We start from the raw sequence: 16,350 nt of genomic DNA, 5'->3' as shown, positions 1-16,350 counted from the left end.
GAATTACACATGGGCAAGGAAACCGGCTTTCTCGAGCTTGACCGTCAGGACCGCACCTATGCGGACCCGGCGGAGCGCGTGAAGCATTACAAGGAATTCGTGATCCCGCATGCCGAGCCTGCGCTCAAAGCGCAGGCCTCGCGCTGCATGAATTGCGGCATTCCCTATTGTCACAATGGCTGTCCGGTGAACAATATCATCCCGGACTGGAACCATCTGGTCTATGAAGGCGATTGGCAGAATGCGCTTGAAGTGCTGCATTCGACCAACAATTTCCCCGAGTTTACGGGGCGCATCTGCCCCGCGCCTTGCGAGGCAGCCTGCACGCTGAACATCGTGGACCAGCCGGTGACGATCAAGTCGATCGAATGCGCGATCGTCGACAAGGGCTGGGAGAACGGCTGGATCACCGCGCAGGTGGCCGCCAGGAAGACCGGCAAGTCAGTGGCCGTGGTGGGTTCGGGCCCGGCGGGTCTGGCCGCTGCGCAGCAACTGGCGCGCGCGGGCCATTCGGTCACGGTGTTTGAAAAGAACGACCGCGTGGGCGGGCTGATGCGTTACGGCATCCCCGACTTCAAAATGGAAAAGCACCTTATCAACCGCCGCATGGTGCAGATGGAAGCCGAAGGCGTGGCCTTCCGCACCTCGGTCGAGGTGGGCGTGCATGTTTCGGTCGAGTCGCTGAAGGAAAACTTCGACGCCATCGTGCTGGCAGGCGGTGCGGAAGATCCGCGTCCCCTGAACATTCCGGGCTATGAAATGCAGGGCGTGCGCTTTGCCATGGAATTCCTGACCCAGCAGAACAAGCGCGTGGCGGGCGATGATGAAATCCGCGCCGCACCGCGCGGCTCGCTGACCGCCACGGGCAAGCATGTCGTGGTGATCGGCGGCGGCGACACAGGCAGCGACTGCGTCGGTACGTCGAACCGTCAGGGTGCCCTGTCCGTCACGCAGCTGGAAATCATGCCCCAGCCGCCGGTGAAGGAAAACAAGGCTCTGAGCTGGCCGAACTGGCCGCTCAAACTGCGCACCTCGTCGAGCCACGAAGAAGGCGTGTCGCGCGAATTCGCCGTACTGACCAAGCGCGTCGTGGGCGAAAACGGGGTCGTCACCGGCCTCGAATGCGTCCGCGTCGAATGGGAAGGCGGCAAGATGGTCGAAGTGCCGGGCAGCGAATTCACGCTCAAGGCCGACCTGATCTTCCTCGCCATGGGCTTTGTCGGTCCGCGCAAGCAAGGTCTGCTCGATCAGGCTGGCGTTGAACTGGACGCGCGCGGCAATGTGAAGGCCGACACCAACAATTATCGCACCAGCGATGACAAGATCTTTGCCTGCGGCGACATGCGCCGCGGTCAGAGCCTTGTCGTCTGGGCCATCCGCGAGGGCCGTCAGGCCGCGCGCGCGGTGGACGAGGCGCTGATGGGCGTGACGGAACTGCCCCGCTGATCGGGCACGCAAACGGGTAAAGAGAAGCGCCGGCGGGGCAACCTGCCGGCGCTTTTTCTATGGAGCATTGGGCAGGCCATGGCGTAGAATACCGGCAACACACCGGAGTCGATGCCCATGTTCCTCGACACACGCGATCCCTGGCCTCCGCCCGACCCGTGGAGCCCGCCGCCCCGCCGAGACCGGCCCGAACTGGGCAAACGGCGCGAGGGGGTGATGCTGTCGCTGGTGGGGATCAATCTGCTGCTGCTGTTTATCGCGCCGATTGCCGGGATCACCTTTTTCGACATCGCCCTGGCGCTCTGGCAGAGGTTTTAGGGTGGCCCCAAACCGCCGCCCTGCCTCACTTCATCGCGGCGGCCAGCTTGTTGTGATAGTCGAACTGCACATAAGCGGGGCCGTTATAGGCCTTGGCAAAGGCGCGGCAGGTTTCCGGATTGGTCGAGAGCGCGGCCATTTCGTCCTGCAGCCTGTTGGTCTCGATATAGTGGACCAGCAGGAGATAATGGCCAGCCTCGGACGCAACGGTGGACAGGGCCAGAGCATAGGGCGAGGCATAGTCGAAATCGTCCCAATATTCGCCCAGCACCTGAAACTTGCCCCATGAGCAGGCCATGAAGGCGGCATCGATCTCTCCGGTGACGATCGCGCCCAGCAATTTGTCCCAACTGTTTTCGTTATAACCGCCCGACTGCGGGTTGCCGAAACTGCACACCGAATATTTGCCGCCGGTGTATTTGTGGAATTTATGGCGTTCAAACAGGACCTTGGGGCGGCCGTCCTTGTCGTACCCGCTGCCTGCGGCCTCGACCTTGGCGACGGCGGCCAATTGCTTGACCGACACGCCCAGCCGCGTGGCGAAAGTCTTGATCTGGTCGGCACCGAGCGGGGCCGTGTTCGCGCTGGTAAAAGTGCTTAGCAAGGCTTTACGAGACAAGTCACCCCAGACGCCATCGGGTTTTGCGCCAATAGCTTTCTGCAAATCGATGATGTTCATGGCCATCCCTTTCAAGAGAAGATGGCCACAGTGTGAATAATCGCTCCTATGTAGGCAATGATTCCATGGCTGCAGTTGGAAACTTCTTTTTAGAGCGACCAGTCGATCGGGGATCGTCCTACAGATTCAAGAAATTCGTTCGCCTTTGAAAAATGGCGGCTGCCGAACCAGCCGTTATAGGCCGAGAGCGGGCTGGGGTGTGGAGCCTTGAGCACCAGATGTCGCCCGTCGTTCAACCCCGGCACGCGCGCCGCCTTCTTCTGCGCATGGCTGCCCCAGAGCATGAAGACACATGGCAAAGGCCCTTTCGCCACCGCCGCCACGCAGGCATCGGTAATCGCCTCCCATCCGCGATTCTGGTGCGACCCGGCCTGCCCCTGCTCGACGGTCAGCGCATTGTTGAGCAGCAGCACGCCCTGACGCGCCCAGGAGGACAGATCGCCATGGGCGGGCGGGACAAAGCCGACGTCTGTTTTCAGCTCCTTGTAGATATTGACCAGACTGGGGGGCACGCGCACGCCCTGTTGCACGGAAAAGCTCAGGCCATGGGCCTGTCCCGGCCCGTGATAGGGGTCCTGGCCCAGAATCACCACCTTGACCTCATCGAGCGGCGTCAGCGCCAGCGCGGCCAGCCTTTGCCCGCGCGCAGGGAAGATCACCTTGCCCGCCGCTTCCTCGCTTTTAAGAAAACCGCCCAGCCGCCGCGCCTCGGGCGTGGAGAGTACGCCATCAAGCGCCTCGCGCCAACTTGTGGGAACTGCGTCACTTGCCGTCATAATCTGCCTTCCCGCCGCTTTCAGGGCTTTTCAGGTCGCCCGCTTCGTCCTAAGCATTTTGGCACAATGGCTGTCTATCTCCACGAAGAAGATCTCCCCGAAGGCGTGCTGGCTCCCGGCCCGATTGCGGTGGACACCGAAACCATGGGCCTTATCACGGCCCGCGACCGGCTGTGCGTCGTGCAAATTGCCGACGGGCGGGGCGACGAGCATCTCGTCCGCTTCAAGCCCGGCAGCACTTACGCTGCGCCCAACCTGAAAGCCGTGCTGGCCGATCCAGAGCGGGTGAAGATCTATCACTTTGCCCGTTTCGACATTGCCGCGATCCAGCATTATCTGGGCGTGACGGCGGCGCCGGTGTTCTGCACCAAGATCGCCAGCAAATTGGTGCGCACCTATACCGACCGGCATGGCCTCAAGGATCTGGTGCGCGAATTGCTGGGCAAGGAATTGAGCAAGCAGCAGCAGTCGAGCGACTGGGGCGGGGCCGAGCTGTCCGACGCCCAGCGAGAATATGCGGCCAGCGATGTGCGCTATCTGCATGCCGCCCATGCCATTCTGGTCACGCGGCTTGAGCGCGAAGGGCGCACCGCATTGGCGCAGGCATGTTTCGACTTCCTTCCCGCGCGGGCGGAACTCGATCTGGCCGGATGGCCCGATCACGACATCTTCAGCCATATGTCGGCCTGAGGCAGCCTTGACCATCGGTGCCGATCTGCTGCGCAACCGCCGCCGCGCGAAAGCCGCGCCCGGCGGAGCGCAGGATCGCATGATTCGCTTTCTTTTTTCCGCCCTGCCCATCGGCGTGGGCATGACCACCGCCGTCATGGTGGTCAGCCCGATCTTTCCCCATGGCGAGGTCTCCTTTCTGCTCGACCGCAACAAGGTGGCCGTGGCCAAGGAGCGCCTGTCGGTGACCAGCGCGACCTATCGCGGCACTGATGACAAGGGGCGCCCGTTCGAGTTGAACGCCGGGCAGGCGGTGCAGCATTCCGCGCAGGTGCCGATTGTGGAAATGCGCGGCCTGCAGGCCAGTCTGGCCATGGAAAGCGGCCCTGCGCGGGTGGAGGCGCCCTCGGCGCGCTATGACCTGAACCGCGAACGCATGCAGGTGGCAGGGCCCGTGCAGTTCTCTGAGAGCGGCGGCTACAGCATGCGCACCAGCAGTGTCGAAATCGACCTGAAGACCCGGCGCGCCACCGCCAACAGCGGTGTGACCGGAACCGTGCCCGCAGGCACGTTCTCGGCCGATCACATGGCGGTCGATCTCTCGTCTCGCAACGTTGTGCTGGAGGGGCGCGCGCGGTTGCGCATGACCCCTTCACGGATGAAAATGCCCAGATGAAACCGCTTCACGCGAGGTGGGGCTTGGGTTAAGGACCAATCATGTCTGTTAGCATGCGCTTTTCGTTTTCCCGTCGCGCCGGTGTCACGGGATTAACCGCTCTGGTGTTGAGCGGCTGGGCCGGCGCCCTTTTGGCGCAGGGGCTGGAGAGTCATGACAGCAATGCGCCGGTGGACTATGCCGCCGATCGCATCGACGTTCAGGACAAGGCCAAGCGAGTCCTGCTGACAGGCAATGTCGAGATCACGCAAAAGGGCTTGAAGCTGCGCGCGGCGCGTACGCTGGTGGCCTATACCGATGATGGCGCAAGCGGCGGCGGCAGCGGCAATGACGTCAAGATCCAGCGCATCGACGCGACCGGCAATGTTGAAGTCATTCGCGGCGAGGAGCACGTCTGGGGTGATCTTGCCACTTATGACTTTGGCCGCCGGGTTATTACGGTCGTCGGCCATGTGCGTCTGCAGAATGCGCGGGGCAATGGCACCGGCGAAAGACTGGTGATCGATCTGGACAATCACATGTCCAATTTCCAGGGCACCGGTGCGGGCAAGGGATCGGCTTCGGGCGGCCGCGTGACAGGGAGCTTCTCGGTCGCAAAAAAGAATGCGGTTAATTCAACGCAGGATCGAAATTAACCTAATCCTTCCGAATCAAACGCCTAATTTTACCAGTGCAAACCTCATTTCGTACCAATTTGGAACACAATTATCTGATTTCGCAACATTTTGGCTCGCCAAGTCGATATCTAAGCCTTTTTACTTATAAATTGACTTGCGGAATTCCCCTCATTGGGTAGATATGCCGCACCTGCGAAATCAATGAGGTTTGAAAAGCCATGACCACCGTCCCTTCCAATGGCAAAGTAGCGCTTATTACCGGCGTAACTGGACAGGACGGGGCATATCTTGCCCGGCTATTGCTGGAAAAGGGCTATGAAGTTCATGGCATTAAGCGCCGCTCTTCGTCTTTCAACACCGGCCGTATCGAAGATATTTACGAAGATCCCCATGTTGAAGGCGCCCGCTTTCACCTGCATTACGGCGATCTGACGGATTCGACCAACCTGATCCGCATCGTTCAGCAGACCCAGCCGGACGAAATCTACAATCTGGCCGCCCAAAGCCATGTGCAGGTCAGCTTTGAAACCCCCGAGTACACCGCGAATGCCGACGCTATCGGCACGCTGCGTCTGCTTGAGGCGATCCGCATTCTGGGTCTGGAAAAGAAGACCCGCTTCTATCAGGCTTCGACCTCGGAACTTTACGGCCTGGTGCAGGAAGTGCCCCAGCGTGAAACCACCCCGTTCTATCCGCGCTCGCCCTATGGCGTGGCCAAGCTCTACGGCTACTGGATCGTGGTGAACTATCGCGAAGCCTATGGCATTCATGCCAGCAACGGCATCCTGTTCAACCATGAAAGCCCGCTGCGCGGCGAAACCTTCGTAACGCGCAAGATCACCCGCGCGGCCGCCGCCATTTCGCTGGGCCGTCAGGAAAAGCTGTATCTGGGCAATCTGAAAGCTGTATCTGGGCAATCTGGACGCCAAGCGCGACTGGGGCCATGCGCGTGAATATGTCGAAGGCATGTGGCTGATGCTTCAGCAGGAGCAGGGCGACGATTACGTGCTGGCGACCGGCGAAACCGTCGAAGTGCGCAATTTCGTGCGCTGGGCCTTTGAAGACGTGGGCATCGAGCTGGAATTCACCGGCGAAGGCATCGACGAAAAGGGTATCTGCAAGAAGACCGGCAAGGTCATTGTCGAGATCGACCCGCGCTACTTCCGCCCGACCGAGGTGGACCTGCTGATCGGCGATCCGACCAAGGCCAAGGAAAAGCTGGGCTGGAGCCACAAGACCCCGATCCGCGAGCTGGCCCGTGAAATGGTCCAGGCCGACCTTCAGGTCATGCGCGACGCCCCGATCGCCAAGTTCCAGTAAGGGTTTCCGGCATGTTCGATCTTTCCGGTAAGCGTGTCTTTGTCGCAGGCCATCGTGGTATGGTGGGCAGCGCCATTGTGCGCCGCCTTGCTTCGGAAAATTGCGATGTGCTGACCGCCGGCCGCGCCGAGCTTGATCTGATGGATCAAGCTGCCGTGCGCGGCTGGATGGCTCGGGAAAAGCCCGATGTGGTAGTGGTTGCCGCAGCCAAGGTGGGGGGCATTCTGGCCAACAACACCTATCCGGCCGACTTCCTCTATAACAATCTGATGATCGAGGCGAACCTCATTCAGGCCTCCCACGCCGTGGACGTGGGCAAGCTGCTGTTTCTGGGTTCGTCCTGCATCTATCCCAAATTCGCCCCTCAGCCGATCACCGAGGACGCGTTGCTCACCGGCCCGTTGGAAGAAACCAACGAATGGTACGCGATTGCCAAGATCGCCGGGATCAAGCTGTGCGAGGCCTATCGCGTGCAGCATGGCGTTGACTACATCAGCGGCATGCCCACCAATCTTTACGGCCCGGGCGACAATTACAACCTCGAAACCAGCCATGTGATGCCCGCGCTGATCCGCAAGGTGCACAATGCCAAGAAGATTGGCGGCACGGTGGAGGTGTGGGGCACGGGCACCCCGCGCCGCGAATTCATGCATGCCGATGATTGCGCCGATGCCTGTGTGCATCTGCTCAAGAACTATTCCGGCCGCGAACATGTTAACATCGGCTTCGGCTCGGATGTCTCGATCCTCGAACTGACCCAGCTCGTGATGGAAGTCGTCGGCTATGAAGGCGAGATCGTCCATGATCTGTCCAAGCCCGATGGCACCCCGCGCAAGCTGATGGACTCCGCACGCCTTCATGCGCTTGGCTGGACCCCGCGGATCGCGCTCAAAGAAGGCATTGCTGACGCCTACCGTCACTTCCTGACAGAGGTAGGTTAATGGGTGATGGCCTGCGGCTCGCCATTGTCGGTCTGAATTACGCCCCCGAGGAAATCGGGATCGCGCGTTATACGACCGACATGGCAAAGGCGCTTGCCGCCAGAGGAGCCCAGGTCGAGGTTATTTCGGGGAAACCCTACTATCCGGCATGGTTTGTCGAGCCGGAATGGCGCGGGGGCTGGCGCCGCAACGTCGAAGCCGGCGTTTCGATCACCCGTTGCCCCTTCTACGTCCCGCGCAAACCGGGCGGTCTCAAGCGTATCCTGCATCTGGCCAGCTTTACCCTGAGCGCGCTTGGCCCGGCCCTTACACTGGGGATGAAGCGCCGCGACAAACGGCCTCAGGCGGTCTTTTGCATCGCCCCCTCGCTGCTCAGCGTGCCGGTGGCATGGGTGCTGGCCCGGTTGTCCGGGGCCAGTCTGTGGGTGCATGTTCAGGATTTCGAGGTCGAGGCCGCTTTCGCCACCGGCCTGGTGGGCAGCGGCGGGGCCGTGGCGCGTCTGGCGCGCTGGGTGGAAAACCGTATGCTGGGGCTGGCCGACATCGCCTCCTCGATCAGCCCGCAAATGTGTGAGCGCCTTGCGGCCAAGGGGATCGCCCCGGACCGCGTGGTCGAAGTGCGCAACTGGGCCGATGTGGACACCGAATTTTGCAGCCCCCGGCACAGTCCCTATCGGGCCGAGTGGGGTATTGGCGAACGCAAAGTCTGCCTTTATTCCGGCAATATCGCCAACAAGCAGGGCATCGAGATCCTGATTGAGGCAGCCCGGTTGCTGCGCCATCGCGCGGACATCCAATTTGTCATTTGCGGTCAGGGGCCCAACCGCGTCCGGCTGGAAGAACTGGCGCGTGGACTGGACAATGTGATGCTCCATGACCTTCAGCCGATGGCCCGGATGGGCGAATTGCTGGGTCTGGCGCAGGTTCACCTGTTGCCGCAAATTCCCGGAGCGGCTGATCTGGTGCTGCCCTCGAAACTCACCAATATGCTGGCCTCTGGCCGCCCCGTCGTGGCCACGGCCGAGCCCGGCACCGGCCTGTATGACGAGGTGGACGGTTGCGGTCTGGCGGTGGCGCCCGGCGATGCGGCGGGCTTGGCCCAAGCGATTGAACGGCTGATCGACGAGCCAGAAATGGCAGCACGCTTCGGGGCCGAAGCACGCAAACGGGCACAGGAACGCTGGTCTCAGGCCGCGATGATCGACCGGATCGAGGCGCGTCTGGCCCGGCTGCTCCGCCCCCGCGTGGCGGCCTGACGATGGCTGTCGCCCTCAAGCTGCGCAATGGCTTTGGCGCCGTCGCGCGCAAGCTGCACTATGTCCGCCTGACGCCCTTTGACACCGACACGGCCGAAGGACGCGCGCATGAAAGACAGCGCCGTGTGGCGCTGAGCGCCATGGCCTCGATGGTGGCGAAGGTGATTTCGGTATCCACCGCCCTGATTTCCGTGCCGCTGACGCTGCATTATCTGGGCGCCGAGCAATATGGCATGTGGATCATCCTCAGTTCATTGCAAGCGTCTTTCACCTTTGCCGATCTAGGCGTCGGCAATGGCGTGCTCAATCAGGTGGCGACGCTCTATGGCCGCGATGATTTCGAGGGCATACGGCGGGTGATTTCCTGCGGCTATGCGATTTTGACCATGGTGGCCCTGGCAATCATGGGGCTGTTTGCGGCCCTGTACCACCTCGTTCCATGGTATGGGATCTTCAACGTCAAGACCGCCGCCGCGCAGGCCGAGGCGGGACCTGCGCTGGGCGCCTTCATCCTGTGCTTTGCGGTGGCCATGCCGCTGGGCATCGTGCAAAAGGTTCAGATCGGCCTGCAGCGCGGCTTTATGGCCAGTTTGTGGCAATGCGCGGGCAGCGTGATCGGGCTGATCGGCGTTCTGGTCTGTATCGAGATGAAGCTCAGCCTGTTCTGGCTGATCTTTGCGCTGATGGGCCAGCCGCTGGTGGCGGCGCTGTTGAATGGCGTGATCTTCTTCGGCTTCATCGAAAAGGGTCTGTCGCCGCGCCTGCCCTTGATCAGCCTGAGCGTGATACGGGCGATTTCGCAGACCGGCGCGATGTTCTTCGTGCTCCAGATCGTGGCGGCGGCCACATTTTATGTCGATTCCATCATTCTGGCGCAGGTGCTCGGCGCTTCGCAGGTGCCGGTCTATTCGGTGCCCGAAAAGCTGTTTTCACTGATCGCCACTGTGCTGGCCATGGTGCAGGCTCCGCTCTGGCCGGCCTACAGCGAGGCGGTGGCGCGCGGCGAGTATGAATGGGCGCGGCGCACCTTGCGCAAATCCCAGATATTTGCCGCAGGCTTTGCCACGGCATGTTCGGCCGTGCTGGTGATCGGCGGGCCGACCATCCTGCATTACTGGGTCAATGGCGCGGTTCAGCCTCCGCTGATGCTGATGCTGGGTCTGGCCATCTGGAAGATCGTAGAAGGGCAAGGCAATGCCATGGCCATGTTCCTCAACGGCACCAACCAGATCCGCTTTCTGGTCATGCTTTCCGTGGTGACGGCGGTGGTGGCGGTAACACTCAAGGTGTTGCTGGCGCGTAAGTTCGGCATTTCAGGAACCGTTTGGGCCACCACGATCGCGTTTTCGGTCTTCATGCTGGTTCCTAGTATCATGCACACGCGCAAGTATCTGCTTGAGCATAGCGGGCACTGAAAGAGCTGCACAGGAAGGGAACGACCATGTTTTCGGCAATAACAGGCCACCTGAAGCGCAATCTTTCACCGTCAATGCGTATCCGGGTTCTTCGCCTTTACACGAGTCTCTCTCGGCTTTCGCATCCGTTCCGTATCTGGCGTTTGCGGCGGCAGCATGTTGGCGCCGGGTCCTATATCGACAAGTCCGTAAACGTCTTGGGCTGGCGCAATACGCGCATTGGTTCAAACAGTGTTATCTGTGAGAACACCTGCATTAATATCAACAATCGCGGAAGCCGCGAACCAAAAGTTGTGATTGGCAACAATTGCTTTATTGGAAGAAGAAATTTTTTTAGCAATGCCAATCAAATTATCCTTAAAGATTACTGTATGACAGGCTTGGATTGTCACCTTAATAGTGCAGATCATGTTTTCAATGATCCGTTCATGCCTTATATCGGCACTGGTGTTACCAATACGAACAATATCATTCTTGGCGTCAATACGTGGCTGGGCACTGATGTCACCATTCTTGGCAACGTGACCATCGGCCATGGCTGCGTGGTGGGCGCAGGCTCGCTCGTCACCAAATCGGCGCCGCCTTTCAGTCTGTTGGTGGGCAGTCCGGCGCGGGTGATCAAGCGCTATGACATGCTCTCGCAATCATGGCGCCCGATTGCCGAGTTCACGCCCGAAATGGAGGCCATGCTGCCCGATGAGGACAGCTATCTGGCCACCCTGCAAAAGAACAAACCGCACCTGTTCATGTCTTATGATGCCGCCGGAAAATGCCGGGGCGATTTGCCGTGAACAGGAAGCGTCCATGACTTCGCATCAAACCCAAATCTTGCACCCAATTGATAAAGGACCTTTCATGACCACGCAATTCAAGCGGTACATCGTGACGGGCGGCGCTGGCTTTATCGGTCATCGCGTCGTGCGCAATCTGCTCGCCATCGAAGACGCCCAAGTGGGGGTGATCGACGATCTCTCGGTCGGGATGCCGATGCCCGCCCCCGCCGATCGTCTGACGCTGCACAAGGCCGATATCCGGGATGCGGAGTCAATTGCGGCCATTCTTGCCGAATTCAAACCCGATGTTGTTGTCCACCTTGCTGCGGTGCATCACATTCCCACCTGCGAGACCAAGCGGGCCTATTCGCTCGATGTCAATGTCGTGGGTACCGAAGTTGTGCTGGAAGCTGCCGCAGCGGCCGGGGTGCAGAAGATCGTGCTGGCCTCCTCGGGCGCGGTCTATGACTGGAAGGAAGGCGCGCTGATCGAGGACACCGCTCCGTTGCGCGCTGCCGACAACTATTCCATCGCCAAGCTGACCAACGAAACGCAGGTTCGCTTGTGGGGCGACCGGACCGGCGGCCAGGTGGCCATCGCCCGCATCTTCAACACCATCGGCGCCGATGACCCCAACGCCCACCTGATCCCCGACATCATCACCCAGATCCCCCAGGGCGCCAGCCAGGTTGAGATCGGGCTGGGCAATCTGACGCCGCGCCGCGACTACATCCATGTTGAAGATACGGCCCGCGCGATTGCCACGATCGCCATGACCGCGCTGGAAGGTCCGTTCAACATTTTCAACGTTTCCACCGGCAAGGACGCAACGGTGGTCGATCTGGTCAATTTGCTGGGCGAAATCATGCAGGTCAAGATCGACGTGGTGTCCGACCCGGCCCGCATTCGGCGCATCGACCGCCCGACCCAGTTGGGCGCGACCGGCAAGATTCGCGCTACGCTGGGCTTTGAGCCGCAACGCAATCTGCGTGAAGCGTTGGTCGATATCGTCAAGCAGTCGGGTTGGACGAGTGAGGCCGTCCAATGATCCGCGTCGGTTTTGTCTTTGCCCGCACCGACACTGGATGGATGGGCGGCATCACCTATATGCGCAATCTGATTGCGGCCATTCAGGCGATCCCGAACCGGAAAATCGAACCGGTGCTGATTGTACCCTCGCAGATGCCAGACAAAAATCTTTCCGATTTCAATGGATTGGAAATCATAAGGACAACGGCACTCGATCGCAAAAGTCCGGCTTGGTTATTGGGCAAATTGAGCGAGAAATATCTCTTCAAGCGCAATCTCGCGCTTGAGGCTGTTTTGCGTCAAAACGGGATCGCAATCCTGTCGCATCACGCCCGGATCGGCTCAAAATCGAAATTCCCCAACTTGCTGTGGATCCCCGATTTTCAGCAGAAGCGCCGCCCGGACTTTTTCGAACCGGCCGAAATCGCCCGCCGGGATGCCGACAACGAACGTTGCGTAGCCGAAGCCCATTGGGTGGTACTGAGCAGCCATGACGCGCTGAACGATCTGAAAACTTATGTGCCCGCAGGGACTGACAAGAGCTCCGTCCTGCGGTTTGTATCGGGCATCCAGTCCACATCTCGCGGAGAACTGGGGCTGGCGGAACTGGAGGCCAAGTATGGTTTTTCCGGCCCCTATTTCCACCTGCCGAACCAGTATTGGGCGCATAAAAACCATGCCGCCGCCATCCGCGCGGTGGCCTTGCTCAAACAGCAGGGGTTGAAGGTAACGGTCCTGTCAACCGGGGCGCCGACCGACTATCGTCATCCCAAGTTCTTTGAGTCGATCGAGAAACTGATCCAGGAACTGGACGTTGCAGATTGCTACAAGGTGCTGGGGCTGATCGACTATGCCGACATGGGGCCATTGATGGGGCACAGTGTGGCGCTCATCAATCCGTCCTATTTCGAGGGGTGGAGCACCACCGTCGAAGAGGCCAAGGCGATGGGCAAGGCCATCATCCTGTCCAATATCCCGGTCCATATCGAGCAGAATCCAGCTCGCGGGGTCTATTTCGATCCCGATCAGCCAGAAGAACTGGCGCAGGCCATGCGCGCAGTTCTGGCCGCTTATGATCCAGCGCAGGAAGAGGCTCTGGTTGCACAGGCCAAGATCGACAACCAGGCCAAATTTGTCGAGTTTGGCGAGGTGTATCAGCAGATCATTCTGGAAAGCCTGGGCAAAGAGGCCTGATCTCAAACCGAAACGGGGCGGGTATCCTATTCAATGGGGCACCCGCCCCGTTTACCAATTAGACATTTCATTTTCCTACCTATAACCAATATGGCTATCTGATCCCTCCGCTCGATTCGTGAGGGACTGAGATGACCGACTTAGCAATTTCCACGCCAGCCGCCTATATAACGCCACAGGCGATGGCCTTTGCCGGTGCCTCCGGCAAAGCCATCTATGTCAGCCAGAACTCGCCGCTGCCGGTAACCAGCAATGCCTGTCCGGCTATCCCGCTGAGCGGCACGACTTCGGCCAATCTGATCGCCGGCCCGTATACGCCCATCATCGGACGCAGCGCCATTCTCACCCTGTCGGGCGACTGGAGCGGAATGGTCCAATTGTCGCGATCCACCGACGGGGGGGGCACGCGCCAGCCGATCACGCTGGGCGGCGCGCCCTGGGCGCTGTTTTCGACCAATTGCTGCGAAAGTGTTTGGGATGAAAGCGACGCGGCCGCGCGCCTCTATCTCGAAATCACGCTGACCTCGGGCACTCTTACCTACAGGCTCTCGCAATGACCATTGACTCGCTATCGCGAAAACTGGCGACACTGGCCAGCACGAATGCCGCCGCCGCCCTGACCATGGCCACCACTGCCAACCAGCGGATTGCCTCGATCCCCCTGTTCAGCGGTCTGCCCAACACCTCCTTCGACAGTTCGATCACCACAGTCGTCACGGGCGGCAATGCCGCTGCCGGAATGGGCGGCGCCAGCTATGTGTGTGACGGGTTGGCCACATCGGCGCTGGCAACCAGCAATCCAGCGCTGTGCAAGATGTCGGCCGATGGCCGCTACTGGCGGTTGGCTCCGGTCAATGGCGCGATCGCGGCCGAGCAATGCGGCGCGGTGGCCAATGACACGACCATGGGCACGGCCAATGTCGCGGCCTTGCGCGCCGCGCTTTCCTATGTCTCGCAGGTCTGCAACGGGGGCGTAGTGCTGTGCGGGCCGGGCCTGTTCACACTGGATGCCGCCTCGCTGGGCAACGACGGTCTGGCCATTCCCTCCTCGGTGGTGATCCGGGGCCAGCGCGGTTCGACAGTCTGGGCACCCAGCAGCACACCGGCCGATCATATGGTTAACATCATGGGCGCCAATGATGTTGCAATTGAGGACATCGAATTGCGCGGCACCGTGCTGTTCGCCAATACCAGCCGGGCTGCGCTGCGCCGGGTAAAGGTGGTGGGCAGACTGTCCAGCACGGTACAATTTGCCGAAACGGGCATTGCGGTCGCCTCCTATTTCGGCGGCACGGGCCAGACCTATCAGGACGCCGCAGGCAGCATCAGCGGCAGCGATTTCGGCCATACGATGGCGGGCAGCGTGATGACCACCACGATGTCGAGCGGGACGCCGGGGGTGACGCAGCAAGCGCGCTATGCGGTGTCCGACTTTATCCCGCTCAATTCGGCACTGCGCTATGTGGTTGAGTTCCAGCCCGGATTTCTGGGCGGTGCAGGCGCGGCCGCGCCCATGATCACCCTTTATAACAGCGCCAAGACCCCCCTGGCCTCCGGACAGAGCAATTCGCCCACAAACCTGTTCATCGGCAGCAATGAAAGCCAGAACGGCACGATCAGCGCGGCCATCATGAATGCGGCCTACATGAAAATCGCGGTGGGTTCCTATCGCGACTATACGACCGCGACCGGACTGGCAGCGACATTCGATCTCTCGAAGATCATCATCTATTCGGCCTCCAATGATCTGGCCACGCAGGGGCTGACCGCATCGCCAGGGGATGCTGCGCAGATCCAGGTGTCCTCCTGCACGGACATGGTCATCGACGACTGCGACTTTCGGCTGGTCAACCGCAGCTGCGTAAAACTGATCTCGTGCACGTCTTGCAGCATCACCCGTTCCCGCGTTCGCTATTCCTATCAGGGCTTTACTGATGATGGAGGCAAGGGCAACCGCATCACCGACAATGACATCGACCTGCGCTTGGCCACCAGCGGCGGTGATCTGATCGGCAACAAGCTGCTGCGCCTGCGCGGTCTGGGGGGCGTGGGGTCGAACGGGGGCGACTATTCGCGCAACCGCATTCAGGGCGCCAGTTGGGGAATCGAATTCCTGCCCAACAACCCGGCCTATCGCAACACGGCCAGCCACAATGTGATCGATGCCGAATTTGCGGGCATGTCGCTGACCACCGGCGACTGGGTGGTGGCCAACAACCGCATCAGCCTGTGCTCTCAGGGCCTGTACGGCATCGAATTGCCCGGGGTCGACAGCGTGAATGCCGTCAGCGCCACGGCCTCCGGCAACGTCATCCAGTGGCGCGATTTTTCCGGCTATCTGGGCTTTGGCATTTCGGCCACCTGCGTCGGCAAGGTTGCCGTTCAGGGCGGCTTTATCCGCGCGCCGGTCGTGATCCAGAACGCGGGCACGAACATATCGGGCGAATTGGTGATCGATGGAACCGTGGGCGAATTTGGCGCCACGGCGCTGCTGGGTCGCGACAGCGCGATCAGCGCGCGCTTTGCCGCCCTGCGCCCCTATATCCTGTGCTATCCCTACGGAAGCGGCACCAGTGGGGCGGTCATCGACTTCAAACCGTCCAGCAGCGCCAATCCCCTGTCGCTGAGGATCGATCATCTGGTGCCGGGCGCGGCCAGCATCACCCAGATCAGCAATTGCAGCAATGTCAGCCTGACTATGCCCGACATTCGGCCCACCGGCTATGTCACCTCGCAGTATATCCGGATCGACTGGCCCACCAATGCGCCTGCCAGCATTACACTCAAGGATTGCAATTTCACCAATCCCCCCGCGGATATGAGCCGCAGTCAATGGTGTTCACTGGGCAGCACCGTCCCGCAAACAGGCTCAAAGGTGGTGATGCAGGGCAATGTCTGGGGCTTGCAAAAGGTGCCCGCGCCCAGCGGCAATTATGTCCGCGCCATCGTCTCGGGCGATCCCCTGCTCAGCGGCTATACCAGCAGTGCTGCAATTGGCTCGATCGCCGCAGGCGGCAGTTGGACCACCAGTCTGGCCGCCTTTGGCGCCTGCACCACCGATCGCGGGTATGATGTTCAGCCGGGCACGCCGGGGGCGCTGGCCGGGCTGATTGTGCAATGCTGGGGCAGCAGCGACGACAATGTCACCGTGCAGATCACCAACCCGGGCAGCACCGCACGCACGGTCGGCACGGTATCCCTGTGGGTCAATGGCTTGCGGTCAGCCTAAAGGAAAGCGTCC

15 protein-coding genes and 1 pseudogene are annotated in these 16,350 nt (G+C 60.6%); 14 read left to right on the top strand and 2 right to left on the bottom strand.

Going from position 1 to position 16,350, the window contains the following annotated elements:
* The first annotated feature begins 9 nt into the window (after window positions 1-9).
* Both BGP00_RS19935 and BGP00_RS19930 read left to right on the top strand, forming a co-directional pair.
* Window positions 10-1,446, top strand: coding sequence for a glutamate synthase subunit beta (locus BGP00_RS19935; protein WP_292688437.1), 1,437 nt, complete (start codon window positions 10-12; stop codon window positions 1,444-1,446).
* Between the two features lie 117 nt (window positions 1,447-1,563).
* A complete protein-coding gene (locus BGP00_RS19930; protein WP_168603386.1) occupies window positions 1,564-1,764 on the top strand; it encodes a hypothetical protein in 201 nt (66 codons plus the stop codon).
* Between the two features lie 25 nt (window positions 1,765-1,789).
* Here BGP00_RS19930 and BGP00_RS19925 read toward each other — a convergent pair whose 3' ends face one another.
* Entirely contained in the window at window positions 1,790-2,443 is a 654-nt protein-coding gene (locus BGP00_RS19925) for an N-acetylmuramidase domain-containing protein (protein WP_292688434.1), read from the bottom strand.
* Window positions 2,444-2,532: 89 nt separating this feature from the next.
* Window positions 2,533-3,219 carry a uracil-DNA glycosylase gene (gene ung, locus BGP00_RS19920; RefSeq protein WP_292688432.1) on the bottom strand — a complete coding sequence of 229 codons (687 nt, stop codon included), beginning with the start codon at window positions 3,217-3,219 and terminating at the stop codon, window positions 2,533-2,535.
* 66 nt (window positions 3,220-3,285) lie between these two features.
* Between ung and BGP00_RS19915 the strand changes: the two genes are divergently transcribed.
* From BGP00_RS19915 to BGP00_RS19860, 12 genes and pseudogenes are all read left to right on the top strand, one after another.
* The gene (locus tag BGP00_RS19915; protein ID WP_168603383.1) at window positions 3,286-3,909 is read left to right on the top strand and encodes a ribonuclease D; all 624 of its coding nucleotides are present in this window, start codon (window positions 3,286-3,288) and stop codon (window positions 3,907-3,909) included.
* Between the two features lie 7 nt (window positions 3,910-3,916).
* The gene (lptC, locus tag BGP00_RS19910) at window positions 3,917-4,564 is read left to right on the top strand and encodes an LPS export ABC transporter periplasmic protein LptC (protein ID WP_292688430.1); all 648 of its coding nucleotides are present in this window, start codon (window positions 3,917-3,919) and stop codon (window positions 4,562-4,564) included.
* A 41-nt stretch (window positions 4,565-4,605) separates the two neighbouring features.
* The gene (locus tag BGP00_RS19905) at window positions 4,606-5,199 is read left to right on the top strand and encodes an LptA/OstA family protein (protein WP_292688428.1); all 594 of its coding nucleotides are present in this window, start codon (window positions 4,606-4,608) and stop codon (window positions 5,197-5,199) included.
* Window positions 5,200-5,399: 200 nt separating this feature from the next.
* Window positions 5,400-6,501 (top strand): annotated as a pseudogene (gene gmd / locus BGP00_RS19900) (GDP-mannose 4,6-dehydratase).
* A gap of 11 nt (window positions 6,502-6,512) precedes the next feature.
* A complete protein-coding gene (locus BGP00_RS19895) occupies window positions 6,513-7,442 on the top strand; it encodes a GDP-L-fucose synthase (protein WP_292688424.1) in 930 nt (309 codons plus the stop codon).
* Window positions 7,442-8,698 carry a WcaI family glycosyltransferase gene (locus BGP00_RS19890; RefSeq protein WP_292688422.1) on the top strand — a complete coding sequence of 419 codons (1,257 nt, stop codon included), beginning with the start codon at window positions 7,442-7,444 and terminating at the stop codon, window positions 8,696-8,698. The genes BGP00_RS19895 and BGP00_RS19890 overlap by 1 nt, the downstream gene beginning before the upstream one ends.
* Before the next feature lie 2 nt (window positions 8,699-8,700).
* Window positions 8,701-10,113 carry an oligosaccharide flippase family protein gene (locus BGP00_RS19885; RefSeq protein ID WP_292688420.1) on the top strand — a complete coding sequence of 471 codons (1,413 nt, stop codon included), beginning with the start codon at window positions 8,701-8,703 and terminating at the stop codon, window positions 10,111-10,113.
* 26 nt (window positions 10,114-10,139) lie between these two features.
* Window positions 10,140-10,904, top strand: coding sequence for an acyltransferase (locus BGP00_RS19880; RefSeq protein WP_292688418.1), 765 nt, complete (start codon window positions 10,140-10,142; stop codon window positions 10,902-10,904).
* Window positions 10,905-10,968: 64 nt separating this feature from the next.
* Window positions 10,969-11,934, top strand: a complete 966-nt coding sequence (locus BGP00_RS19875; RefSeq protein WP_292688416.1) for an NAD(P)-dependent oxidoreductase — start codon at window positions 10,969-10,971, stop codon at window positions 11,932-11,934.
* Window positions 11,931-13,109, top strand: a complete 1,179-nt coding sequence (locus BGP00_RS19870) for a glycosyltransferase (protein WP_292688414.1) — start codon at window positions 11,931-11,933, stop codon at window positions 13,107-13,109. Before BGP00_RS19875 ends, BGP00_RS19870 begins: the two co-directional genes overlap by 4 nt.
* Window positions 13,110-13,240: 131 nt before the next feature.
* Window positions 13,241-13,666 carry a hypothetical protein gene (locus tag BGP00_RS19865; RefSeq protein ID WP_292688412.1) on the top strand — a complete coding sequence of 142 codons (426 nt, stop codon included), beginning with the start codon at window positions 13,241-13,243 and terminating at the stop codon, window positions 13,664-13,666.
* On the top strand, window positions 13,663-16,338 hold the full coding sequence (locus BGP00_RS19860) for a right-handed parallel beta-helix repeat-containing protein (protein WP_292688410.1): 2,676 nt from the start codon (window positions 13,663-13,665) through the stop codon (window positions 16,336-16,338). Before BGP00_RS19865 ends, BGP00_RS19860 begins: the two co-directional genes overlap by 4 nt.
* Window positions 16,339-16,350: the final 12 nt, after the last annotated feature.

The organism is Novosphingobium sp. 63-713 (genome assembly GCF_001898925.1).
Taxonomy (GTDB): Bacteria; Pseudomonadota; Alphaproteobacteria; order Sphingomonadales; family Sphingomonadaceae; genus Novosphingobium.
Note: the sequence above shows the minus strand (reverse complement) of the source record. Positions and strands in the feature narration are given on the sequence as shown.